A 21,450-nucleotide genomic window follows, 5' to 3' on the forward strand; every position below is an offset into this window, starting at 1 on the left:
CTGCCTGTTCCACGGTACTTAGGCGAAGCCACCGCTCACGTCGGTGTCGATACGCCAGCCCTTATTCAATTAGATCGTCGCCGTCGGAACTTTTGTGATGTTGAGCCCTTGTCCATTGAACAGTGGAGGTACCAATGGCTAACCTGGGAAAATTGGCGATCGCGATGCTCGGCGTCCTGGCATACCAAAATCGCGACAAGATCGGCGACATGATCCGTGGAGCGGGTGATCGCAACCCTAATGATCCGCAAGGCGGGATTCTGGATCAGCTTTCAAAAGGCGTTTCGGGGACCGCGCTTGGCGATATTCTCGACCGGTTCAGAGGGGCAGGCGCCGGATCGAAGGTTGATTCGTGGGTGGGCACCGGGCCGAACGAGCCGATCCAGCCAAGCGAGGTGGAAGCAGCCATAGACGATGACACCCTGACTTCCCTCTCGATGCAGACCGGCCTTTCGCGCGAGGAACTCATAAGCCGGATCACGCGAGATTTGCCTGAGGCCGTCAGCAAAATGACGCCTACTGGTGAATTGCCCGAGGCGCCGAAAAGCTCCGGTGAGACGACCTTGCTCGACGACGTGCCATCGCACAGGACGCAAGCGAATTCAGGCGGTCAAAGCGATATCTAAGGTGACGGCTATCCATCAGGGAGAGATACTAAATCGTACTGGCGCGCGAGTTGGCATGATCGGGCAGGGCGGTCACGGTGGTCATAGAGCAAACATAGTTGCCGAGTTGGATCTATTGGCGGCGCTACTCGATTCCCGCTGGCGCATTCCAGGCACATCAATTCGTTTTGGACTGGATGCGCTCGTAGGTCTGGTCCCCGTACTCGGAGATGCGGCGACGGGCATTGTCTCGGCCTACATCGTCTTGCGAGCTCGAAACGTCGGTGCCGGAAAAGGCTTGGTCGCCCGCATGCTAGGCAACGTGCTGTTGGATACGCTCGTAGGAAGTGTCCCAATTCTCGGCTCGATCTTCGACGTGTATTTCAAGGCGAACAATCGCAACGTCAGGCTGCTGCGCCGTCACCTCAACAAGTAATCCGGACAGGGCCCGCTTACCTCCGCTGTGAATAGCAGGTGCGTGATCCTTCGATCACGCGCCTGCATATTCGACGATGTGTGCAAGGTCGATTTTTGAGGCTCAGCGTTTAATCATTCGCGCCACGGCAATCAAAATACACGCGCCGATGAAGCCTGCGACAAGATAGCCGAGCCAGCCGGCCAGCGATACGCCCAGCAGCCCGAGAAGGACATTGGCGACGATTGCGCCGACGATCCCCAAAATGATGTTCATAAGCACGCCCATGTTGCTTTTCATGAATATCTCGGCAAGCCAGCCGGCGATACCGCCGATGACGATCGCTGCTATCCAACCCACACCTGGATTTTCCATATTTTCCCCTTTTCCTTGAACCTCAGTTGGTTCGGCCGGAGAACGTGCCAAACGCCAATAAAGTTCCGGGATATAGGGTGTTCCATCGTTCCCCGCTCATACCGGGTATCTCAGTCTGAAGTCCGCCCCACCTGAAGGAACCATTCGCCTCGCTCCCACTTTCTCCCGAAGCCAATTCGGGCGAATGGAGCATCACGATGAAAACGCTAGCCGAAATTTTTGAACATACCCTCCAGGACATCTACTATGCGGAGAACGCGATTACGAAGGCGCTACCCAAAGTAGCTGCCGCCGCGAACGACGCCAAGCTGAAGAAGGCGGCCGAGGATCACCTCGCTGAGACAAAGGGGCAGATCAAGAAGCTGGAGCAGGTGTTCAAGTCTATCGGCAAGAAGGCCGTCGGCGAGAAGTGCGACGCCATTGAGGGGCTCATCAAGGAAGCCGACGGACTGATGGAGGAAGCGTCAGGGACGGCCCTCGATGCAGGGCTGCTGGCGGCCTGCCAGGCAGTCGAGCACTACGAAATTTCCCGGTACGGCTCTCTGCGGGAATGGGCAAAGGAACTCGGGCATGACGAGGCGCACAAGCTGCTCAGCGAGATCCTCGACGAGGAGAAAGCCACCAACAACAAGCTGACGAACCTTGCGATTACGTCGATCAACAAGACAAACTGATCGCTCGACTTTTTATGCCGCCTGCGGACATCCATCTGGGCCACTGGGTCGGAAGATGGACGTTCTGGTACTGGTCCACGGCGGAAGTGATGGTCCCTAGAGCAAAGGCCCTCGGTGCAGCACCGGTGGCCTTGTACTCTGACTGAACTGCTACCAGTCACGATCATCGGCGCTAACTCGACCTGATTACCTTCTTGGTTGGTCGATCACGTCGCAAGGGCAAAGCTAAGAGGCTAGTTTTGCACGCGGGGCTTATTAGCTCTCACTACTTGATGGCGCACTCGCCCAAAATCGGGCAGGAATGCGCCGATGCAATTCTCCAACCGAAAAATTGTCCGATTCACTTCCGCTTCCCTGCTAATAGGGTTTGCGGCGCTTATGGCCATTGTCGCCACCAACTTCTGGCTGGGGCAGAGGGCTCAATCCTATTTCGACAATGCGATTGAAGCGCGCGATGTACGAGTCGCTGCTGTCGAGTTGAGAAATGCAATGCAGACGGCCGAGGCGAGCGAGCGCGGCTTTGTCATCACCGGGAACGAAATCTATTTGGGGCCATATGAAACCGCCAAGGCTGGGGCACAGCGCCACATGCAAGCGCTGCAGACCTTGCTGACGTCCTATCTCGATTCGAAGCCTACACTGGAAAGGCTTTCCGCAATCATTGCCGCCAAGTTTGATGAGCTGGACCAGACAATCGCTCTCAAGCGAGATCACCGCGACGCCGAGATATTGGCGATATTCCGCACGAACAAAGGCAAGGCTTTGACTGACGAAGCCAATGTGTTCTTTTCGGGTATCATTGTAAAAGCGGATAACCGGCTTACCTCCGGTGTCGTCGAACAACGAGCTAACAGCGCGTGGCTGCGGCTCGTTTCGGCAATCGGCGGATTTGTCATCATCGCCGTGGTTGGCGGAGCAGCCTATGGTGCTGCTCGCTACACCAGGGAACTTCGCGATACCCACGACGAGGTCAATGCGCTTAATGACAAACTGGAGCAACGTGTCGCCACCCGCACCGAGGACCTGGCAAAGGAGCGCGATCGAGCCGAAGTGCTTTTGTCAGAGGTCAATCACAGGGTCGCCAACAGCCTGGCTCTTGTGTCGTCTCTGGTGAAACTGCAGGCGAAGGCTGTCGGAGATCTCGCGTCCAAGGAAGCGCTGGCCGAAACCCAGGACCGCATCTTTGCCATCTCGCTGGTGCACAGGCGGCTGTATGGCTCGGCCAACGCTCGCTCGGTTGACCTGGACGAATATCTGACCGGCCTGCTCGATCATCTGCAAACGTCGATGCGCAGCCAGGTTCACGGTGTCAGCCTGTCTTACAAGATCGAACCAATCGACCTCGAAACGGACATCAGCATCAATTTGGGCGTTGTGGTCACCGAACTGGTCACCAACGCTTTCAAGTATGCCTATCCGGATGGTGTCGGAGAAATCCGCGTCCGGCTAAGCAGGCTGCCAGGTGGCCAGGCGGAGCTGGTGGTCGAAGACGACGGTGTTGGAAAGGCAGACGGCGCACCTGCCAAAGGCACCGGCGTCGGCAGCAGAATCATCAATGCGATGTGCATCAGCCTCGGCGCCAAACTGGACTACCGGGATATCCAACCCGGAACGGCCGCCCATTTGGTGTTTTCGACAGAACCACGGCGCGCTACTGCTGGATAGTAGACCCGTTCATCGCAAGGTGAAATGACTGCAGCGGCATCACCAGCGTTGGCGCGTTCACCGCCAAAGGGTGATGTCGAGGGGGACAAAAATGGTTGATCACAATAAAATTGCCGGTCGACGGCTGATCGGGACAGCGCTGCTTTTGGTCGTCGCGATGGGCGGGCTTACCGTCGCGGATGCCAAGGAAGGCGCCCCCGGCATTACCCAGCGAACGGCATTCCCCGCCTTCGATCCCCATGCGCCCTCCTGCAACGCTCCGGTTGGCCTCACAAAAGTGTTGGCCTACGTGCAGGAGAACGAGCGCGACTTCCTGCAAGGGGTCGACCACGGTCTGTCCATGGCTGCAAAGAACCGCGGCCTGGAATATCGAAGAGTGTTGGCGGAAAACGATGTGGGTAAGGCGATAGCCCACGTGCAGTCTTTGGTCGCGGCGAAGGTTGGCGCCATGGTTGCCACCTCATCGGATCCAGTGGCTTTCAGTACGGCTCTTCAGAAGGCGATCTGGTCGGGGGCGTTTGTTGGCACGATTGTGCCCCCACCGGCAACGCTGCTGCTCAATGCCCCGCAATATCGAACTGGCAAGGTGCTGACCGATGCAGCCATTGACCATATCAACACCAAGCTCGGCGGTAAGGCCAAGGTCGTTCTGCTGACCCAGGATACGATGGAGTTTCTGGCGCCCCGGTTCACGGCTATGCGCGATGGCCTGAATGCGATGCCTGGCGTGATCATCGTCGCCGATATCGCACCCAAGCCGGTTACCAAGGAAGGCGGCGCCGCTACCATGAAAACCATCCTGCTGGCCAATCCGGATGTCGACGTCGTGCTCGGCGCGGATGCGGTCGTGCTGGGTGCGCTTGAAGCGTTGCGCGCAGCAGGCAAAGGCCGACCTGACCAATTCCTTGGCGGAATTGACGGAGAGGCGGAAGCTGTCGCTGAAATCAGGAAAGGCAACAGCCCTTACAAGGCGAGTATCTCGTTGTCCTCGCCCGTCTTCGGCTATGCCATGGGACAGTTTGCGGCCGACTGGCTTGAGGGCAAAAGCATCCCGCAGGCGGTGGACATCCTTCCTATAGCGCTGACAAGTGCCAATCTCGCGCAATACGAGGCCGATCTCAAGGACCCCGCCTCGGTGTATGCCAACGCGGCGCGCCGGGATGCATACCTCAAGATGTATGGAAACATCTGCTATGACAGCCGCGACGGATATATAAATTTCCCTTGGTCGTCCGAGCAGAAGTAGCTACGCGGTGCCACCGTCGATCTGGCATCAGACTGCTACGCCTATGGGCTCGAACCTCGTGACTTCCACGCCGTGTTCGAAGCCTACCTGGGTGGCCGCTGGTGGCTTTTCGACGGCACTAGGCAGGCCAATCTGGACGGTCTCGTTCGCATCGGTGTCGGTCGCGATGCAGTCTGAGATCGCGTTTGCTTCGCAATTCGGCGACATCGATGAGGGGCCGGTCAAAATTACTATCGAGCATGCGGACGGCTCAATCGAGCCCCTGGGCCTGACAGTCGACGCAATCTCGACCGAGGAACCGGCACCTTCATGCCGGAGCCAACTAACCCACACTGGTCCGTCGCCGATGATGTTTGCAAGGAATGGCCGGCGCCATTTGGCGGGGGATGGGTGGGGACGACGCCGGGGTTGGTGTCCGCCGGTAGATGAGCATTGGCGAGTAGTCGGATGAGCAATGGCATAATCGCGGAATGACTAAAATGTTCGACAGCTAGTTAAGGCAACACTCATGGACATATGCGCAGGGTGTTGGAAGCTGACGGCTAAGAGTGTCCCCTCAAGCCGTTCCCAGCTTTAGCCCGCTGCCGTGGCTCTCACTAAGCCGGCAGCGGGCCTTTCTTTGAACGTCGTTGGGCGCGTGATTCAAGCCTTCGCCTTGCGCTTGGCAGACACCTTAACAGGCGCGGTCTTCCGACCTAGACCAGACGCCTTCGCAAGGGCCGATCGCTTCGCGGCGTAGTTCGGCGCGACCATGGGGTAATCGCGAGACAAGCCCCACTTCTCACGGTATTCGTCGGGTGTCATGCCAAGTAGGCCAAGGTGGCGTTTCATAGACTGGAATTTCCGGCCGTCTTCCAGGCTGATGATGTAATCCGGGAACACAGACTTTTTTGGATTTGCCGCAGGCACAAGCTCTTTCGCAGCCGGTGCGATTTGGCTGCTCAAACCTGACAATGAAGCGTGCACAGATGCAATCAGGTCGGGCAAGTTGGCGACCGGTAGTGGGTTATTGGCCACGTATGCGGAAACGACGTCCGCTGTAAGTTCCGCCAGTTCGACAGCATGGTTGTCTTCGTCAGTCATGTGGTGGTCCCTTGTCTTTGAGACCTCTCTAATGAACCAACTCTACGTGCGCAAGCTCACATGTGCCTGCGGTGAAGTTGCCACATTCCACGCTTGGTCACCGTATGAAATAGCGATATTGATGCGCCTATAGGTATCGCTCGCCCTCGTCGCGGTGCTTCAGGCAGAACCAGTGCGATAGTTGCCTCGGTCGGGCGAAGCCCAAGCCTCCATCCTCACCGCAGCCGGGGTGCTCGCACGCATGATTGTCGACGCGTCGTCGCGCGGAATCGCCGTCATCCCTTCGGCAAGTTGGCTCATACATCACGGTGGCGGTGAGGCGTCCACCCGCCCCACTTACTTTCGAAGTGGGCTTGATTGCGCTGCCAGAGTTCGGCGTATTCCGCCTGCGGGAGCTTGGTGAAGCTTGCGCCACCAATATGATGAACGAAGGCGTCTTCCGCACAGATTGTGCGCAAGCCCTTTTCATGAATGCGGCGCGAATAATCATCGTCCTCGAACAGCCCCAACCCGAATGCCTCGTCGAGTGGTCCCACAAGCTCCATCGTGTCACGACGCATCGCGACGCAGAACATCGCTAACATTGGAATGTCGAAGGATTGACCGGCGTGACGAGCCGCATTCTTATCAGCAAACGCCTCCATGCCTTCCGTGTCTAGATAGTCCACCGGGATTTTCGCTTCGTTGCCGATCTCGTTGGTGACAGGACCGACAAGGCCGACAGATGGGTCTTCGAGGTGACGAATGAGGGGGTCGAGCCATCCCTTCGGCACGAGGGTGTCGTTATTCAGAAGAACGAGTACGTCGCCAGTCGCTATACGCAGGCCTTGATTGTTTGCGGCAGCGAACCCGCGGTTATCCCGATTGAGCTCGATCCTGACGGGCATCTCCAAGCCGGATAGTTGTCTAAGGTAGGACTGCGTTCCGTCTTCCGACGCGTTGTCGACCACGATGATCTCGTAATTCGGGTAAGTGGTGTTCCGGATCAAGCTGTCGATGCAGGCCTTAGTGAGATCGATGTTGTTGTAAGTAACAACAATGATCGACACCACTGGAAAGCCGTGACGGAGAGCCGTTAGCGTGGCGTCCACCCGTTCGGACCAGTCATTAGCTTTTGCCAGTTCCCGTCGGCGACGGGACAGCGCCTGGTCGCTATGGGAAAGCGCGGCTTCTATGGCCTGCACTGTCTCATCAGGAGTGGCCGCGAATGAGAGATAGTCCTTGTAGACTTGGAGTTCAGCGGTCGGCGTCGCGATTACAGGCTTTCCGGCGCTCATGTATTCGTAGAACTTCACCGGGTCGACGGCATGCGTGACGTTGTAGACCCGGAACGGAATCAAACATGCGTCGAACCAATAGAGGTATCGAGGCATCTCACTGTACGGACGCAGTCCAAGCAGATGCACGTTTGGCAGGCTGTCGAGGCCAGCCAGGTCCGTGGAGAATTCATCGCCGATCAAAACGAAGGACCAGTCGGGACGCTGGCGGGCCACAGCAGCGATTAGCTCGAAATCGAGCCATTCGGCGAGCGCACCATAGTAGCCGATGATCGGGGCCTTCATGCTTGCCAAGAGATCGTTATGAACGCACCGCTCTTGGAAAAACGCGTAGTTCACCCCATTGCGAACAAGGACGCAACGGCGCGCCTTGACTTGCCACTTATCCTGTAGCAGGGCCGCTGTGACCGTCACGAGGTCGGCTTCACGAACAAGCGCCTCCTCCTCACGGAGAAGGTCGCGGCCAATGTTCGGGAAATTGTCCCACTCGTCCATGCAATCGTACTGCACGTGCCACCCGCGGGACGTCCGCAACGCGAGTGCGAGCGGTGTCCAGTATGTGAGGTGGACGACAGTGATCGCCGTTTTAATCCTGAGATCGCGCGCGAGTGCCGACATCGCTTCCCCAAAGGTGGCCTGGTTCTCACGGCTCATAGATTTGCTGTAGAAATCCTGCACTCCGTCGGCTCGCAATGAGACCTCGAACACGCCGTTCGCAACCTCCATGAGGTCGTAATCCCGGCCCGATGGAGGCGTGCGCGAGGGTACGATATAGAACACGCGGTAGCCGCGGGCAGCGAGGTTCGACATTAGCTGCTGAGGACGCTGGTAACGCGCTGACCAAGCGATGTTGGCGAAGCATACTATGTCTAGGAGGGCCGGCGTGCTCCGCTGCTGGCGGGGGCGCGCCCGGTGTCCCAGCCCTGGCAACACTTGGAGCCATGACGGCCCGCGGTTGACCACCGGCGCGATTTACGAGCGTCAGGAGTGGCGAGGAATTCGCCCGGGATAGTATCCTGAAACGTAGACGACGCGGAAGGAGGACCTTTCCGATGCCCCGGAGCCAGGGCCATCTACGCCGGATCAGGATGATCAGGTCAGCCAAGAGAATGCGGAAGCTGGTACGTCGCCGCTCGTACTCGCCGGCTAGGACTTGGATCTCGCCCTGCAGCCAGGCGATACCGTCGTCGCGCGCCTGAAGGAGGGTTCGCAGCGTTGCGATCTCCTCGTCTTTGGCGGAATTGCTCCGCACCTCGCCGTGTCTTGCGATTGGCGAACGGCCGGCAAGGAACTCGCTGGTGTCCTTTACGGGTTCGCGACCGACCCGAAACTCCTCATGTAGCGCCTGGATCTGCCGTGAGTGATCAAGGGCAGCCAGGTTGGCAGCCGCGAGAAGCTCGGCGACTTTGACCCGTTCGGCATTGGTGGCATGCCGTTCAGCCGATAGTGAGTCGCTGAGCTGTGCGAGCTCATCAGCGAGCGCCGTGCGGATACGCTCGGTCTCAAGCCCTCGTGTGTTCGCCGCCTGGACTTCCTCCGACAATTCGGCGATTCGACGCTTCGTCGCCGAATGAACCACTTCGGATTCCGCGTGTTTGATCGTGACGTCGCTGAGTTCCCTAGGCCCATTTCCAATGGTTCCTTTGCTGCGCTTTCCAGGATGCGGTCATGCGCGGCGACGGCGCAGACCAGATCATGGCTGACATTCTCGAACAGGTGCGGCCCTTCCTTTCAGCAACAATGAATGGCGATGTCGTCGCCACTGTTGTCGAGAACCCCCAAGCCGCTCATGACGGTGCTGACCGGCGGGAAAGAGGGTTCTTGATGACCGCCCATCACCTCGCATTCACTGCCGAGCGCCGTCATTCAGGGGCTGGCCTGGTGGCCGTCCTGACGATGCTTCCGCGTTTTTAGCAAAGAAGGAATTTCTATAAACCGGCCCAATATGATTTCCTGTTAGCCTGTGCTAAATTAGGTAAGGAGAAAATAAAAAAGGGGAGACTGAACAATGTCTACATCACGTCGTGCACTGCTTTCCATGATGAGTGCAACTTTCGCATACGCGGCCCTTTCTAGCATCGCCTCTGCAAAAGGAGGCGGCGGCAAGGGTGGCAAGGGTGGCAAGGATGGCGCGATGGACACTGGTCCCGGCATAGTTCCAGCCAGCGGAACTAGCGTGAAGCAAGTAAAAACTTTCAAATCTTTCCAGGGCAAGGCATGCAATCGCGACTACAAACGGGTTTGCCCATCAACACCGATCGGTAAATGCGATCTCGTAGGCAGGATCAATCAATTGTCACCTGCCTGTAAGGCCTTCTTGATGGCGCACTGAGAAAAGTCAGATAATACATCTCCGCCGGATGAGGCCGAAGCGCTGGCGGCTGCCATCGTCGCAACCATCGACCAGATGCAATTGCGCGTAGTGATGAAAGCGCCTTCCCCTCCATGAGCCCCGGCCCATAGAGACCGTGCACCGCTTCCTCGCTTCCAAAGCAGAAGTTCCGAACTACGTGGGTTTGGTAGCCGTTTTAAGTGGCCCGGCACCGTAGCTGGGCTCCGCCAAGTACGCGCCGGGCCTGGCCGGAAGAAACAGTGAGCCCCGGCTCGGTTTGTTTCACTGGGAAGTATGGTCCAGGAGCCTAATGGTTGGATCCGACCTCGTGCCGGCGTTTTGTGTAAAGCAGCGAGAGCAGCTTGGATTTGATCTCCGAATCCCGCCCCAAGCCTTTCTTGTTGCCGGCTTCCTCGGTCAACTCGCGACGAAGGCCGGCATGCTCTTTATACGCAACGTCATATTGCGCCCGCTTGACCGGATCTTTAAGCGTATTATGGGCTTCCACCAATTCGCTGAAGCGGGCTTCATCACCAGTCTGTTGATTGTCTGGATGATAGCGCATCGCAAGATAGCGGAATACACGCTCCACTGTTTCCGAGTTGGCGTTTGGGCTGATCTCCAGCGTTTCGTACAGGTCGACGAACATCAAGAAGTCCCCCCGTCGCATATATTGAATTACGCTATTTCCCTGGAGAAAGCATCGGCGCCGGTGAGGCGCGAAAGCAAGCCCGCTTGAACTCGCGAGCCGACCTTTGGCACCAGCTAGGCAGGCTTCTGCAGCAGCGGCTCCGTTCCCTTCGGCCGGCGGTATTTCTTCACCATCTGGACCGTGCCAGCATCGACCATCAGGCGACCAAGCGCCTGGACGGTTACGCAAGGGCGCGCTTTTCAGTTCGGTCGAGAGGGCCTTGTTCTGCACCTACTGCGATCGGGGCGGACCCGTAAGATTGGAGATCCACAAATTGCCGCGGAATTGAAATCTCGCCGCCAAACACCGTGAAGCGGACGGGATGCTGCGCCACGCACCAAACAACAGCAGCCTACCATGGCACAGTGCGCCGAAGAGGCATTAGCCTCTCACTCCGCAAATACTGATTTGAAGGGCATTTTAATAAAATGCCATTCAAATAGTACGCTAGGCTTTCCTCTGCACTGCAATTAGCTTTAACCAAACGAAGTAGTGGTGTCGCGCCGGTCATTACTTGCGCGATTGCTAAAATAATGGAACGCTCCCACCCATTGGGGATGGGTCAATGGAAGAAAGCCCAGATAGATTTAGTTGCATTCTCGATCCGGCCGGCGCTTGGATGGTATGGGATGACGTTGCCGACGAGCCCGCAACCTTGGGCGGAAAAATACTTATGGGCTGCACGCGAGAACGCGCCGAGACTGCTCGCGACGTACTCTTGCGCATTTACCAAACTAGGCTAGACGCTCGACCAGCTGGCCGCTCCCCCGCTTAAGACATGTCGCGCTGCCGGTAGCGTCAGACCGCCAGGGAGCATCACGACTCCGATTGCGGCGATGTAGAAGGCTACTGCCAAAGCCTATCCACCGCTTGCAGCATGACGGATACGCCGGCCGCGACTGCCGCAAAGCTTGCCCACTTTCACCTGCCGTCCGATGTCCGGCATCATGTCATCTATGCTGTCTCTGATGGGAATCGTCGCGGCAGGATACCAAGCCCGGCGGCGAGAAAACTGGAGACGATCGACAGGTAGGGCAAGGCGTCCTTCATTGGGCAGTGTCTCCTTCAAGCGATAAAATAGCTAGTCGACCACTAAGCCATCAACAGGAGTCCACGTCCGGTTGCTGATGAACTCGATTTCGGCGAGGTGCTTACCGGGCCCCGCAACCGCGCAGTCCAGCGTCACCGCAAAGCCGGTCTTGGTAGTGAAATCAGCATTGAGGAAGGGCTCGGTGAACGGCGTTATGATGGCCAACGTCCCGCCCTCGATCGCTAACTATCGACAGCGCGTCGGCCGTGCTGGACGGCGCGGTCAGCCTCTGTCGCTCGCCTTCACGTTGCGAAGGAAAGACCGCTGGATCGTGAGGCTTTCCGAGATCCTGCGATCTATCTGAAGCGCGAAATCGCGGCGCCCAGAGTAGCACTGGACAGCCGACCTATCGTGCTGCGCCACGTGGGAGCCTTCTTTCTCGGTCGCTTCCTAGAGGCAAATAGCGGCAACGCCCTGAAAATGGCTGCTGGCGATTCTTCGGCTGTCCCGAAGTACCCCGCGCCGCTCGCGCCGTGAAGGCGGAGCGGCCCGTCGCTCGGTTTATAGATTGATTAGGTTTGGCTACGACCGCTAATGACAACGAAGCCCCGCTCCATCGCCTTGTGCGCGGCACAGTGCTGGACGGCGGCGGAACCTGGCGGAGCTCACCACTGACGCCATGGCAGCCGTTGAATGCGAGTTCGCTGATGAGTGGCGAGCGCTTCAGGAACAATTGCCGGGGGCGACGGAAATCGGTGCGGCGAAATCCCTTTAATTCCATCTGAAACGCTTGTGCGGCGAGTTCCTGCTGTCTGATCTCGCAGATCGAGGATTACTGCCTGGGCATGGCTTTCCAAAAAAGTTCGTCCAGTATCGGGTCGCTATGTTCGGAGCCCATATGACGATGCGCTCGATTCTGGAAGAACAGACAGAGCCAAAGGTTGAGCGCGCTGCCGTCCCATTTGCCAATCTTGCGAGCTTGCTCCGACATTCCGATGGCAAGGCCGGCAAGAGCGTCCATTCCTCCGACGACCTCATACCCATTCAGGAAATGCGCAAATCGCCCTGACTGATCCCACTCGAAGGGCGAGGGCATCGCCGAGAAGTCGCCCTTTAAGACCAGTCGCTCCCAATTGAGAAGCCGTGTCATTCTGCAGCTTCCGCCAGCACGCTGAGCCGAGGCCGGGTCAGTGAGACAAATTGATTCGCCGAATCACAGAGCCAGTCGAGTTGCTGCTCATCGCCTGCGAAGTCCGATCGCGGTCTGAACACGCCGAGTTCGGCGTAAAATGGGGCGTCAGTTTTCAATCGCGCGACCAGGTCAAGGCCGCTTTCAGCACGCAGTTCTGCGATGTTGCTGTTGAACTCGCCAAAGAGGATCTGGCCATCCTCGTCCCGGAAGGTCAGGAACAGGCCGACCTCGGCCCTGGTGCCGGTCAATCGAAAGGCAGTCAGCCAGCCGAGTGGCTCGGGCAAGGGAACCCTGACCCAATTGTCGCCGCCATGCCGCGGAGCCAGTTGGTCGGCGTGGTCGAATTGAACTTGATCAATGAACCGTTGCCAAAACGAGCGATTGATCCCGCGCCGATTGACTCGGTCTGGATCGACAACGCGCTCCATACTCTCGTCGGCTTGGGTAGCGCCTACCGTTTGGGTCTCCAATTGGAGCGGCATGCCATCCCCGTTGATCAGAACTCTCTGCTGAAGGACCTCGGTACGCAGTGGCACGATTGGCACCACGACAATGGCTCCCGATGCCGCCTGCCAAAGCTGGATCTCAAGCAATGTCAGTTGCGCCAGGCCGGCGCCTTGCGAATTTAGATGCTCGGCAATCGCGTGTGTATCCGAGCGTATGCCATCTCCGGCGATAATGAGCTGAAAGTCACCCAGTCTTAGCGACCGCGTCACGGCATCGACAAAAGGAGCCTCTTCAAGCTCTGGCCACCGAAGCTTCGCCGCCGCAAAGATCGGGTTCGGCTCACGGGTTGCCAGCTTGCGTTTTATCCCTGCGGTCAGATCGCCAAAACTCCAGCGTCGCAGCAGCGCGGCATATTCCAAGATCTGCGCCAACACCTCCCGACGGGCCTGCGGGTTGCGCCAAAGCTTGCACTCGATGATGACCAGTCGGCCGGTCCTGGCCACGCCCAGAACATCCGCGAAGACTGTCGCGCCTGCACGAGGAATGGCAAGTTTCCGACATAAGGGCACGACTTCGCCCAAGCCGCCATCAAGGCGGTCGGCCACGATCAACGCGGGATGGCGAAACAGGAGATCTTGTAGCCAACGCTCGTCATTAGCATGCTGCGACAGAGCGTTCGAACCTGGCGCTTGGCCTGAGGCAGGCGCTGCGTTTCGCACTAGAGAGCGACGGGCCAGTGGCTCGGCAACTGTTGAATTGAAGTCAGAAAATAATAAAGCACTCATCCTAAGGTCACCATCTCCAATATTTCGTCACGAAAAAGAAATGCATCATTAGAAGGACCTTGAATATAATATTCCGATGAACGCTGATTCCTTCGACAATTCATGAGACTGACTTGCGCTCGATATGGCGGTGCAGTCAACACGAAGTGTCGAGGCAAATTTCAAGAAAATCTCGGCGATGGCTAAGGCGGCGTGACGATGAAGGAGCGGCTCGTATATGCCGATCCACGCGTGCCAGTCTCGACTAGGCATCCTGGCTGGCAAGAAGTCCACCAAAGATCCAATCATCGATCCGACCCTTATCGAGGACGTCAGAAGGCACGCCCAACCCTGGCACTGTTTGATTTTGGGAGGTAACGGGCCGAAATCGTTGTGGTCACCCATTGAAGTATTCCCTCTCCCATGTGATCTCCGTCAATCGCAGCGTTAATTCTGCAAAATGAAAGGCGATGTCCTTCCTAAGCATTGAAATAGGGAGTATGCTTCAAGGAATTTCTGGGGGGTGATATGGGTTTCAGGCGACTGATTGCCGGCCTTGTTCTGGTGCTTTCACAATCAACTATCTCGAATGCTGACGAGTTTACTGCTGTTACGCGCCCAAGCTTCGCTGATGTTGAGCCACGGCTGGTTTACGGGCTCGTATCATACGATTTTGCGTTCGCTGGAAAAGACGGCGCTGCGAGAAGTCAGTCTGCGTCAGCGTTTCTGCAATCGTTGATTAAATCGAGGTTTCAAAACAAATCAGGAAACTATATTGTAAGCCTGGATGTGGCTATTGGTGACAAGATGATTGCCACCGAGCCAATCATGTCTGCGACATGGGAATCGAGCAAATTCCTGTTTATAACAACATCTGAGAAATCGAACATTGTTATCAACAGGAACGGAGTTCTCGTCGACGACATTGTCGTAGACTCGGATACCAATAGAATATCAATCTCAATGAAGGTTCGCTATAGCTCCAATACGTCAGTCGATATGTCTTTGCTGACCGAGTTGTCGCAGCTGGCGAAAACTGCCTCGCTGGCAGGGCTTTCGCCCGGCGTTCAGGCAGTCTCGGAGGCCTACGCTCCATTCGCGACAATCCTTACCAAGATCCTTAGCAAATACACAGATGTATCAATTGTCGACAATACGACCGGCGCATTTACATTGCTCGATGAGGGATTCGCAAATCAACTTAGATATAATGGTTCAAATTTTAAAGTTAATATATATTTGAAGACGTTAAACTCGCAATTGCCAACAAACTTTTCGCCCATCGGATTCAAGATTTCCAATTTTAGCTTGCCATTGACTGAAGTGAAGAGTGGTGTCGGCGCTGCCAGGGCGCCTGTAATCGACCTGATAGCTGCGGGGACCGACAGGGTCGGCGTGTTCGTTAAAGCGATTGCAGAGGGATCGACCATTGGATCGCCGAAGCCGGCATCCGAAACCGAAATCCGGGACAGTTGTGCGTCTCTGAGGACCAGGCTGAACAAGTTCGTCACCTCAAGGGACGCGGCGCTCCTCTACTGGTCGTTCCTGCGCAGTTTCCATACCGAGCTGTCGCGATACAAGGACGGGGCCAAGTGTGGGAGGGGGGATCTTGTTGAAGACCTGGCTGCGCTTAATCTGCAGCTTGGTGCCGAAGACTGGCCTGCGCAGTAGCGGTCAGACCTGCCGTTGGCCCACACGCCCGGCCATCAAAGTGTGCTAGTTCTTCACATGGAGCAAGAGCATGTTTACGAAGCGCAAATTGTTCCAGCGGGGGCTGATTGTGCTCCTGCTTTTTGTTACTGGCATCCATACGGCAGCCGCAGAGGATCCTAGCATTTTCGCGCTTCTTGTCGGGATCAACAATTATGCCAAGACCGACGGTTCAGCGTACAACGCATCGGATCTTAAGGGTACAGCAAACGACGTTGCCCTTATGAAGGACCTGCTGACGGGTACCTATGGCGTTCCAGGCGACACCGATCATTTCATGATTCTGCTCGACACCCAGGCCACGCACGCAGCGATTCGTCAGGCCTTCGTTGACCAGTTGATCGACAAAGCAAAGCGGTATCCCGACGCAACTTTCCTGTTCTACTTCAGCGGTCATGGCTCCCTAGCCGTTGATGACAACGGCGACGAGGGAGATGGCTATGACGAAACGATACTGGCGCAGGACAGTCGCGGCCCTGGGGGGGCCGACATACGCGACGATGAGATCGAGGGGTGGCTCAACGACCTGAAGCAGTACACCAAAAACATTGTCCTGGTATTCGACAGCTGTCACTCGGGTACCGTTTCAAAAGACCCTGCAATCGTCGCCCGCCAGGCACCTCTCGACGCTCGGCTATTGAAAGGCCCGGCGCCGTCTCCCAAGGGGGGCAAGGGTGCTACCTCGATTGCAGATGCCGGGAGAGTGTATTCGGTTATTGCCGGCTCATTGGCAGACGAGGTCTCGAATGAAGATCTCGTCGATGTCGAAGGCGCCCAACGGTACGATGGTTTGCTGACCTACTATCTGGTCCAGACGCTTGAACGATCGCCGCGACTGACATACCGCGAAGCGGTTATGGAGACGGAAAGGTATGTCCAGAAGCGCGCGCCCTCGCAGCGCCCACAGGCCGAAGGGGACTTCGACAGGGTGGTGTTTGGCGGTATCGGAACACGGCAGATGCCTTTCATCGCGGTTACCGATGTGAAACAGGACAGTATTTCTGTGGCAGCCGGTCAGGCCCAGGGTGTTCAGCCGGGCGCCCTTCTTGCCGTGTATTCCGGCAAGGCAACTAAGTTGGTTGGCGAAGATGGAAAAATAGCGAGTGCCATAGTGACTTCCGCCGACCTAAAATCCTCGACCGCCCAATTGGTGAAGACCCCAACGGAACCTGTATCGACTTTGTCGAAAGTGCGCATTGTGTCGCCATATTCGGTTGAGCAGAAGCTTGCCGTGGCTGTCGCCAATCCGCCTTCAACGCTGGGTGTAGGGACCGCCATGCCCATAAAGGCTGCGCTCGGCGACCAGCTGCGCGACAACGCGCTGATCAGAAACGAGCAGAGCGAAAACCTGGCGACTGTATCAGTCGCCATGGGTTGTATGGACAAGGGCAAGCTTATCCCGATGGAGGACAAGACGTCTCTTACCTCAGATTGCGAAAAGGTGTACTATATCACTCCACGCGATCAGGTTGGGGCGATGCATGACTACCATGTGTCAGCAACCAATGACGGCTCTGCAGTCGACGGGATTGTCGATGCACTCGAGAAGATCGCGCGGCAAGAAAACTTGCGCGTGTTGGCAAACAGGGTCTCGCCGTTGGCCGGATCCCTCGGGATTTCCCTCGTACGTGTTAAAGTCAAGACGGAGAGCGGCAAAACGACCGTGGAGAGCGAAGTCCCTGTGGTCTCATCGGGCATTGAGCCTGTGCGGGTCGGGGAATATTTCCGATTCAGAATTGCCAATACAGGAACGCAGGACCTGTATTTCTCGATTATTGGCCTGGGAACCAGTGGTTCCGTCTCTGTTCTGGGTGACGCCGCTTCAGGGGAAAAATTGCAGGCAGGAGCCACGATATCCACAAAGCCGGCATTGAGGGCAGGACCTCCTAACGGCTTGGAATCTTACGTGGTCCTCGCCACGACAACACCAGTCAATGTCCGTTTCCTGGAAGAACCTGGTATCATAAAGGGAAAAGACGTAGGCCCCCTCGGCTGGCTCCTTGATGGCCTTTCCAATCCTGGCTTCAAAGACGCTGCCCAGGTCCCGGATCTTGATCTTGATTCCTGGACGACGGTTCGCATGGACATCGAAATTCTACCGTAACTGGTCAAATCAGGAAGAGGACAGGCAATGACAGTGTTCATGAAAACGCGCTCGGAACGGCCGCGAGTTGCGATCGGTCATTTTTGGTCAAGAGGTGTTCTCCTGGCACTTTGTGCGACGTTTGCCGCGGCATCATATTCACGAGCTGATGAGCCGGTGGAGGATCTGAAGGACAAGCGCGCGCCCGGAATTCTTCAGGAAGATACGAGAGATGTGCTTCCACAGGGGGTGGTACTGCGAAAGGTGTACCGCCCGGGCATAGAGATGACCAAGAAGTGGGAGGGTTGGGTTCCGAAGCGCTATAATGATGCCGTTGGTTACTGCACCGTCGGATACGGTCACCTTCTCAAGAAGCAGAGATGTGATGGCACAGGAAATGAGCAGGAGTTCTTGAACGGCATTTCGGCCAAAAGAGGAGAGGAGCTCCTCATCGAGGACATGGCGAAGGCCCAGATCACCGTCCAACTGGCTGTTCCCAAAGACCTTGACGATGGTCAGTTTGCTGCTCTGGTAGACTTCACGTTTAACGTCGGGGGCGCCAATTTCAAAAAATCGACCTTGCTGGCAGTCGTCAAGAGGAAACAATTCGAGCGCGTTCCGGAACAGTTTGGCAGATGGACGCGCGCGGCCGGAGTTGAGCTGAAAGGCCTGAAGAACCGCCGTGATGACGAAATCAAGGTATTTTTCGACGGGCATCCAATTCCAAAGCCGGCTCCCATACCCGGTGAGGATTTGTCTCCTCTCGATGTTGATATTCCTGGGTAGAAACTGCCAAACTAATGCATGCGGCCCAAATGCGCAGCAAACGGTCTTGAAGCAGCGTAAGGCAAAGAGTCATAATGCGTCGGCTGGATCCGTTGCAATGTGACGCGCGTTGGACGCTGGATCCTAAAGGTGCGCCCGGTGAAAGCCGGGCGACTTCGAACTGCCTGTGACGAGGGCATCCTCGCCGGCTGCTTCTCCTGCGACGTGTGGCAACGGCAGCGTATTAATTTGCGAGGATGAGTTGTGAACAGCTTGGGAGGAGGTCGGTGCAGCTTTCACCAACGGTCGGATTGCGACCTTCCCGATGATGAACGTCATGCTGAAAGCATATCTGGAAGCTATTTGTAAGGCTCTCCAATTTGCTATCATTACTGCGCTATTTGGCGGTATATTTGCGCAGCATGGCCGCGCCGGACCTAACGATTCCGTTGCACTGATGCCGAACTTGCGACCGATTAATTATGCGTCATTCGTAACCTTTTCCCCGGACGGAAAGCTACTTGCCACCGTTGGCGGTTATGGAGACCCAAGTGTCCGCCTGTGGAGCGTCGTGTCAGGTCGTCTCTTGCGTACAATTTCCAGCAATTTCGACGATGTATCGGGAGCGCCAATAAGTTCCCTGGCCTTCGCCAATGACGGCACAGCTGCTGTGACCGGCGGTGCCGACGGCAGACTGATACTATGGGATTTGGGGGCTGGCAGGCTGATTAGGGAGTTCGTGGCTCAGAATCAAAGTAAAAGTCGCGAATTTTATTCCGTTGTAATTTCTTCTGATGGCAGGGAAGTGGGCGCGGCCGAGAACGGCGGTATCGAGATATTTGATCTTGCTAGTGGAACTAGGAAATTTTACCTTGATACCGGCGAGATGCATTACGATTTAGTCGAAGGCCAATCAGAATGGGTCGCAACCGATTCGGGATCTGGCAGGATTCTATATTTTAACACGACGGAAAAAAGGAATGACGTTCTCGAATTGGGAGAGGGCATCACCACCATCGCATTTTCGAGAGTTGCCGAAAAGATACTCGTCACCTCTGATAAAGGCATATCAATCAGGGATACAAGTAACCGGGTGATCGCCAGAGTTCCGATTCTGGGTAACGTGCCAACGATTTCCCGGATGTCATCTGATGGAAAATATATAGCTCTTGGGGATCGCCTCGGGACCGTTGAATTTAGAGATGCGAACAGTCTAGCGTTGTTGCGCACCGTCGCCTTGGATGGATCAATTGAGTCGCTGGATTTCTCCCCAGCGGAGCCGACGGTTCTGGCCGTTGGATCTCGAGGTTCCATCCCAATAGTCCTACTGGATGTCAATGCTGGCTCTCCTGAGAGGACGATAGGAGCCTCGATCGACCCAGTCGGCTCCGCGGCATTTTCTCACTCTGGAGAGCACCTAGTGCTGGCGCCCCGGGCAGGACCCATCGCGCTTTGGCGCAACGACAAGGGTGCGGGTGTGTTCGAAAGCTTGGGTAGGGGTCCGATATATCCAGGGTCGATGGCGCTGTCGTCAGATGGTCACCTGCTGGTTACCGATTCGATGGCTGGACTGCGTGTCTGGAATGCTGACACCGACTTTGCTCTCCATCTTCGGAAGGGCAGTTCCGACAAGCATGATGCATGCTATGGCGCGGCTCAGCTGTTCCTTCCCGGAACCCATGACCTGGTAACAACGGACGAGGCAGGCCGGGTACTGATATGGGACGTCGACTCCGGCTCTCACGTCGTTTTGGACAGGGTTGGCTCTGATAGCCGCCGCTGCGTGGCGATCTCTTCGGACGCGCTGATGATAGCTGTCTCGGATGAGACCCGAAAAACGCTGTCCCTTTGGAACGCAAAAACTCGCCGGCATATTCGAACCCTTGCCAGCGCCTCGGGTAACATTGGAGGGGTCGCCTTTTCGTCAGATGGTTCCAAGATAGTTGCGGTCAGCCCTGCCGAGGGTTTTAGCCTATGGGATGTAAGAACGGGGCGGAAGCTTAGAACGTTGGATCTTCCTATTCTTGCAGCCACGTTTCTTCCAAACAGCACGCGATTGGCAATCGGCAAGGACGATGGCGAGATCGCAATTTTTGATTACATGAAAGATAAAATAGAGAAGTCATTGTTTGGGCACGTATCGCGAATTTATTCTTTGAGTACCTCTGTTGACGGAAGTTTACTGATATCGGCGAGCGCTGATGGAGCGGTCAAGATTTGGGACCTCCATAGCGGGGTGATAATTCAGACTATCGTACTGGGACAAGAAAATACGTGCCCGGGCGGCGCGGAGATCGGGCATGTCGATGACGAGCCAGATGGCGTAAATCGGCCAACACTTAGATCCTGTTGGATGACTTTTGACGCTGGCGGGCGATTTGACTCATCAAGCTTGGAATCTATGCCCTTGGTCAGTTGGATAGTCGGGGATGATCCCTTTAAAGTACTTCTCCCCGAGACATTCATGCGGGATTATTACGAGCCGAACCTCCTTGGGCGTTTGCTTGCGTGCCACGAGGCGGAGACGAGCGGGAAGAACGCTGATGCGTGCAGGGAGGCGTTTACGCCGGTGCGCTCGCTGGTCGAGCTGAACCGGATCCAGCCGGATGTGCGGATTGTGAGTGTGAAGGCTGGGCCGACGCCTGATGTTGCTCTGGTGGAGGTTGAGGCTTCAGGCAAGGTTGATGCCTCGCAGCCGAATGGCCGGACCAGCACCGGCGTGTATGATGTGCGGCTGTTCCGTGATGGCCAGATGATAGGGCAGTGGCCGGAGCCGAAGGAAGATGCAACGGTCGGCGACGATATCGATGCCTGGCGCCGTGCCTCCCGCGTAGTGATGCCGGCCGGAGAGACTATGGTATCTCATGTCTTCCCGGTGCGGCTGGCCGGCCGCGACAGGGGGAGGAAGGTAGCATTCACGGCTTATGCCTTCAACGAGGACCGGGTGAAGAGCGTGACGGCGACCTATCGAGGGTTCAGGAACGTCAATGAAGACAGGGTTCCCGCTGATGGCTACACGGTGCCGCAGGACATAGCCGTTCCAGCCAGGCCACGAGCCTATGTGGTGACGGTGGGGGTGAACGAGTACGAGAACGA

18 protein-coding genes and 1 pseudogene are annotated in these 21,450 nt (G+C 56.5%); 12 read left to right on the forward strand and 7 right to left on the reverse strand.

The annotated features are described in order from the left end of the window. Nucleotides 1–134: 134 nt before the first annotated feature. Nucleotides 135–626 carry a YidB family protein gene (locus tag NKJ88_RS31360; RefSeq protein ID WP_352446771.1) on the forward strand — a complete coding sequence of 164 codons (492 nt, stop codon included), beginning with the start codon at nucleotides 135–137 and terminating at the stop codon, nucleotides 624–626. Between the two features lie 55 nt (nucleotides 627–681). Further along, entirely contained in the window at nucleotides 682–1,041 is a 360-nt protein-coding gene (locus NKJ88_RS31365) for a DUF4112 domain-containing protein (RefSeq protein WP_352446772.1), read from the forward strand. A gap of 102 nt (nucleotides 1,042–1,143) precedes the next feature. On the opposite strand, the gene NKJ88_RS31370 is transcribed toward NKJ88_RS31365, so the two are convergent. Then, nucleotides 1,144–1,395, reverse strand: a complete 252-nt coding sequence (locus NKJ88_RS31370; RefSeq protein WP_352446773.1) for a GlsB/YeaQ/YmgE family stress response membrane protein — start codon at nucleotides 1,393–1,395, stop codon at nucleotides 1,144–1,146. Between the two features lie 197 nt (nucleotides 1,396–1,592). Here NKJ88_RS31370 and NKJ88_RS31375 point away from each other — a divergent pair, with 197 nt between their 5' ends. From NKJ88_RS31375 to NKJ88_RS31390, 4 genes and pseudogenes are all read left to right on the forward strand, one after another. Continuing rightward, nucleotides 1,593–2,069 (forward strand): YciE/YciF ferroxidase family protein, encoded by a 477-nt coding sequence (locus tag NKJ88_RS31375; protein WP_352446774.1) that lies wholly within the window; start codon nucleotides 1,593–1,595, stop codon nucleotides 2,067–2,069. 309 nt (nucleotides 2,070–2,378) lie between these two features. Then, entirely contained in the window at nucleotides 2,379–3,734 is a 1,356-nt protein-coding gene (locus tag NKJ88_RS31380) for a sensor histidine kinase (protein WP_352446775.1), read from the forward strand. A gap of 91 nt (nucleotides 3,735–3,825) precedes the next feature. Next, nucleotides 3,826–4,980 carry a sugar ABC transporter substrate-binding protein gene (locus NKJ88_RS31385; protein WP_352446776.1) on the forward strand — a complete coding sequence of 385 codons (1,155 nt, stop codon included), beginning with the start codon at nucleotides 3,826–3,828 and terminating at the stop codon, nucleotides 4,978–4,980. 33 nt (nucleotides 4,981–5,013) lie between these two features. After that, nucleotides 5,014–5,287, forward strand: a pseudogene (locus NKJ88_RS31390) (transglutaminase family protein); the annotation flags it as partial. Nucleotides 5,288–5,622: 335 nt separating this feature from the next. Here the strand turns inward: NKJ88_RS31390 and NKJ88_RS31395 are convergent. Continuing rightward, complete coding sequence (locus NKJ88_RS31395; protein WP_352446777.1) at nucleotides 5,623–6,063, reverse strand: Ros/MucR family transcriptional regulator; 441 nt, start codon at nucleotides 6,061–6,063, stop codon at nucleotides 5,623–5,625. 296 nt (nucleotides 6,064–6,359) lie between these two features. Then, on the reverse strand, nucleotides 6,360–8,150 hold the full coding sequence (locus NKJ88_RS31400; protein ID WP_352446778.1) for a glycosyltransferase: 1,791 nt from the start codon (nucleotides 8,148–8,150) through the stop codon (nucleotides 6,360–6,362). Nucleotides 8,151–9,008: 858 nt separating this feature from the next. Here NKJ88_RS31400 and NKJ88_RS31405 point away from each other — a divergent pair. Continuing rightward, nucleotides 9,009–9,254 carry a hypothetical protein gene (locus tag NKJ88_RS31405; protein WP_352446779.1) on the forward strand — a complete coding sequence of 82 codons (246 nt, stop codon included), beginning with the start codon at nucleotides 9,009–9,011 and terminating at the stop codon, nucleotides 9,252–9,254. A 94-nt stretch (nucleotides 9,255–9,348) separates the two neighbouring features. Next, on the forward strand, nucleotides 9,349–9,672 hold the full coding sequence (locus tag NKJ88_RS31410; RefSeq protein ID WP_352446780.1) for a hypothetical protein: 324 nt from the start codon (nucleotides 9,349–9,351) through the stop codon (nucleotides 9,670–9,672). Between the two features lie 307 nt (nucleotides 9,673–9,979). On the opposite strand, the gene NKJ88_RS31415 is transcribed toward NKJ88_RS31410, so the two are convergent. From NKJ88_RS31415 to NKJ88_RS31430, 4 genes are all read right to left on the reverse strand, one after another. Next, nucleotides 9,980–10,321: a DnaJ domain-containing protein gene (locus NKJ88_RS31415; RefSeq protein WP_352446781.1), complete on the reverse strand. Its 342-nt coding sequence runs from the start codon at nucleotides 10,319–10,321 to the stop codon at nucleotides 9,980–9,982. A 1,123-nt stretch (nucleotides 10,322–11,444) separates the two neighbouring features. Then, on the reverse strand, nucleotides 11,445–11,618 hold the full coding sequence (locus NKJ88_RS31420) for a hypothetical protein (RefSeq protein WP_352446782.1): 174 nt from the start codon (nucleotides 11,616–11,618) through the stop codon (nucleotides 11,445–11,447). 607 nt (nucleotides 11,619–12,225) lie between these two features. Next, nucleotides 12,226–12,543: a hypothetical protein gene (locus tag NKJ88_RS31425; RefSeq protein ID WP_352446783.1), complete on the reverse strand. Its 318-nt coding sequence runs from the start codon at nucleotides 12,541–12,543 to the stop codon at nucleotides 12,226–12,228. After that, the gene (locus tag NKJ88_RS31430; protein ID WP_352446784.1) at nucleotides 12,540–13,817 is read right to left on the reverse strand and encodes a hypothetical protein; all 1,278 of its coding nucleotides are present in this window, start codon (nucleotides 13,815–13,817) and stop codon (nucleotides 12,540–12,542) included. The genes NKJ88_RS31425 and NKJ88_RS31430 overlap by 4 nt, the downstream gene beginning before the upstream one ends. Nucleotides 13,818–14,324: 507 nt before the next feature. On the opposite strand from NKJ88_RS31430, the gene NKJ88_RS31435 reads away from it, so the two are divergent. The 4 genes from NKJ88_RS31435 to NKJ88_RS31450 all read left to right on the forward strand — a co-directional run. Further along, nucleotides 14,325–15,467, forward strand: a complete 1,143-nt coding sequence (locus NKJ88_RS31435) for a hypothetical protein (protein WP_352446785.1) — start codon at nucleotides 14,325–14,327, stop codon at nucleotides 15,465–15,467. Between the two features lie 70 nt (nucleotides 15,468–15,537). Further along, complete coding sequence (locus NKJ88_RS31440; RefSeq protein WP_352446786.1) at nucleotides 15,538–17,610, forward strand: caspase family protein; 2,073 nt, start codon at nucleotides 15,538–15,540, stop codon at nucleotides 17,608–17,610. A gap of 27 nt (nucleotides 17,611–17,637) precedes the next feature. After that, entirely contained in the window at nucleotides 17,638–18,375 is a 738-nt protein-coding gene (locus NKJ88_RS31445; protein ID WP_352446787.1) for a lysozyme, read from the forward strand. 436 nt (nucleotides 18,376–18,811) lie between these two features. Continuing rightward, nucleotides 18,812–21,450, forward strand: a 2,639-nt coding sequence (locus NKJ88_RS31450; protein ID WP_352446789.1) for a WD40 repeat domain-containing protein, incomplete at its 3' end; no start/stop codon positions are given.

The sequence above is a fragment of the Mesorhizobium sp. M0016 genome (assembly GCF_040324035.1).
In the GTDB taxonomy this organism is placed as follows: domain Bacteria; phylum Pseudomonadota; class Alphaproteobacteria; order Rhizobiales; family Rhizobiaceae; genus Mesorhizobium.

Excerpts from the sequence above, each read along its gene's own strand:
- NKJ88_RS31415 (WP_352446781.1), bottom strand. The coding sequence starts at position 10,321 with ATGTTCGTCGACCTGTACGAAACGCTGGAGATCAGCCCAAACGCCAAC.
- NKJ88_RS31440 (WP_352446786.1), top strand. The coding sequence starts at position 15,538 with ATGTTTACGAAGCGCAAATTGTTCCAGCGGGGGCTGATTGTGCTCCTG.
- NKJ88_RS31435 (WP_352446785.1), top strand. The coding sequence starts at position 14,325 with ATGGGTTTCAGGCGACTGATTGCCGGCCTTGTTCTGGTGCTTTCACAA.
- NKJ88_RS31425 (WP_352446783.1), bottom strand. The coding sequence starts at position 12,543 with ATGACACGGCTTCTCAATTGGGAGCGACTGGTCTTAAAGGGCGACTTC.
- NKJ88_RS31410 (WP_352446780.1), top strand. The coding sequence starts at position 9,349 with ATGTCTACATCACGTCGTGCACTGCTTTCCATGATGAGTGCAACTTTC.
- NKJ88_RS31400 (WP_352446778.1), bottom strand. The coding sequence starts at position 8,150 with ATGTCGAACCTCGCTGCCCGCGGCTACCGCGTGTTCTATATCGTACCC.
- NKJ88_RS31385 (WP_352446776.1), top strand. The coding sequence starts at position 3,826 with ATGGTTGATCACAATAAAATTGCCGGTCGACGGCTGATCGGGACAGCG.
- NKJ88_RS31375 (WP_352446774.1), top strand. The coding sequence starts at position 1,593 with ATGAAAACGCTAGCCGAAATTTTTGAACATACCCTCCAGGACATCTAC.
- NKJ88_RS31405 (WP_352446779.1), top strand. The coding sequence starts at position 9,009 with ATGCGCGGCGACGGCGCAGACCAGATCATGGCTGACATTCTCGAACAG.
- NKJ88_RS31365 (WP_352446772.1), top strand. The coding sequence starts at position 682 with ATGATCGGGCAGGGCGGTCACGGTGGTCATAGAGCAAACATAGTTGCC.
- NKJ88_RS31395 (WP_352446777.1), bottom strand. The coding sequence starts at position 6,063 with ATGACTGACGAAGACAACCATGCTGTCGAACTGGCGGAACTTACAGCG.
- NKJ88_RS31430 (WP_352446784.1), bottom strand. The coding sequence starts at position 13,817 with ATGAGTGCTTTATTATTTTCTGACTTCAATTCAACAGTTGCCGAGCCA.
- NKJ88_RS31445 (WP_352446787.1), top strand. The coding sequence starts at position 17,638 with ATGACAGTGTTCATGAAAACGCGCTCGGAACGGCCGCGAGTTGCGATC.
- NKJ88_RS31380 (WP_352446775.1), top strand. The coding sequence starts at position 2,379 with ATGCAATTCTCCAACCGAAAAATTGTCCGATTCACTTCCGCTTCCCTG.
- NKJ88_RS31360 (WP_352446771.1), top strand. The coding sequence starts at position 135 with ATGGCTAACCTGGGAAAATTGGCGATCGCGATGCTCGGCGTCCTGGCA.
- NKJ88_RS31370 (WP_352446773.1), bottom strand. The coding sequence starts at position 1,395 with ATGGAAAATCCAGGTGTGGGTTGGATAGCAGCGATCGTCATCGGCGGT.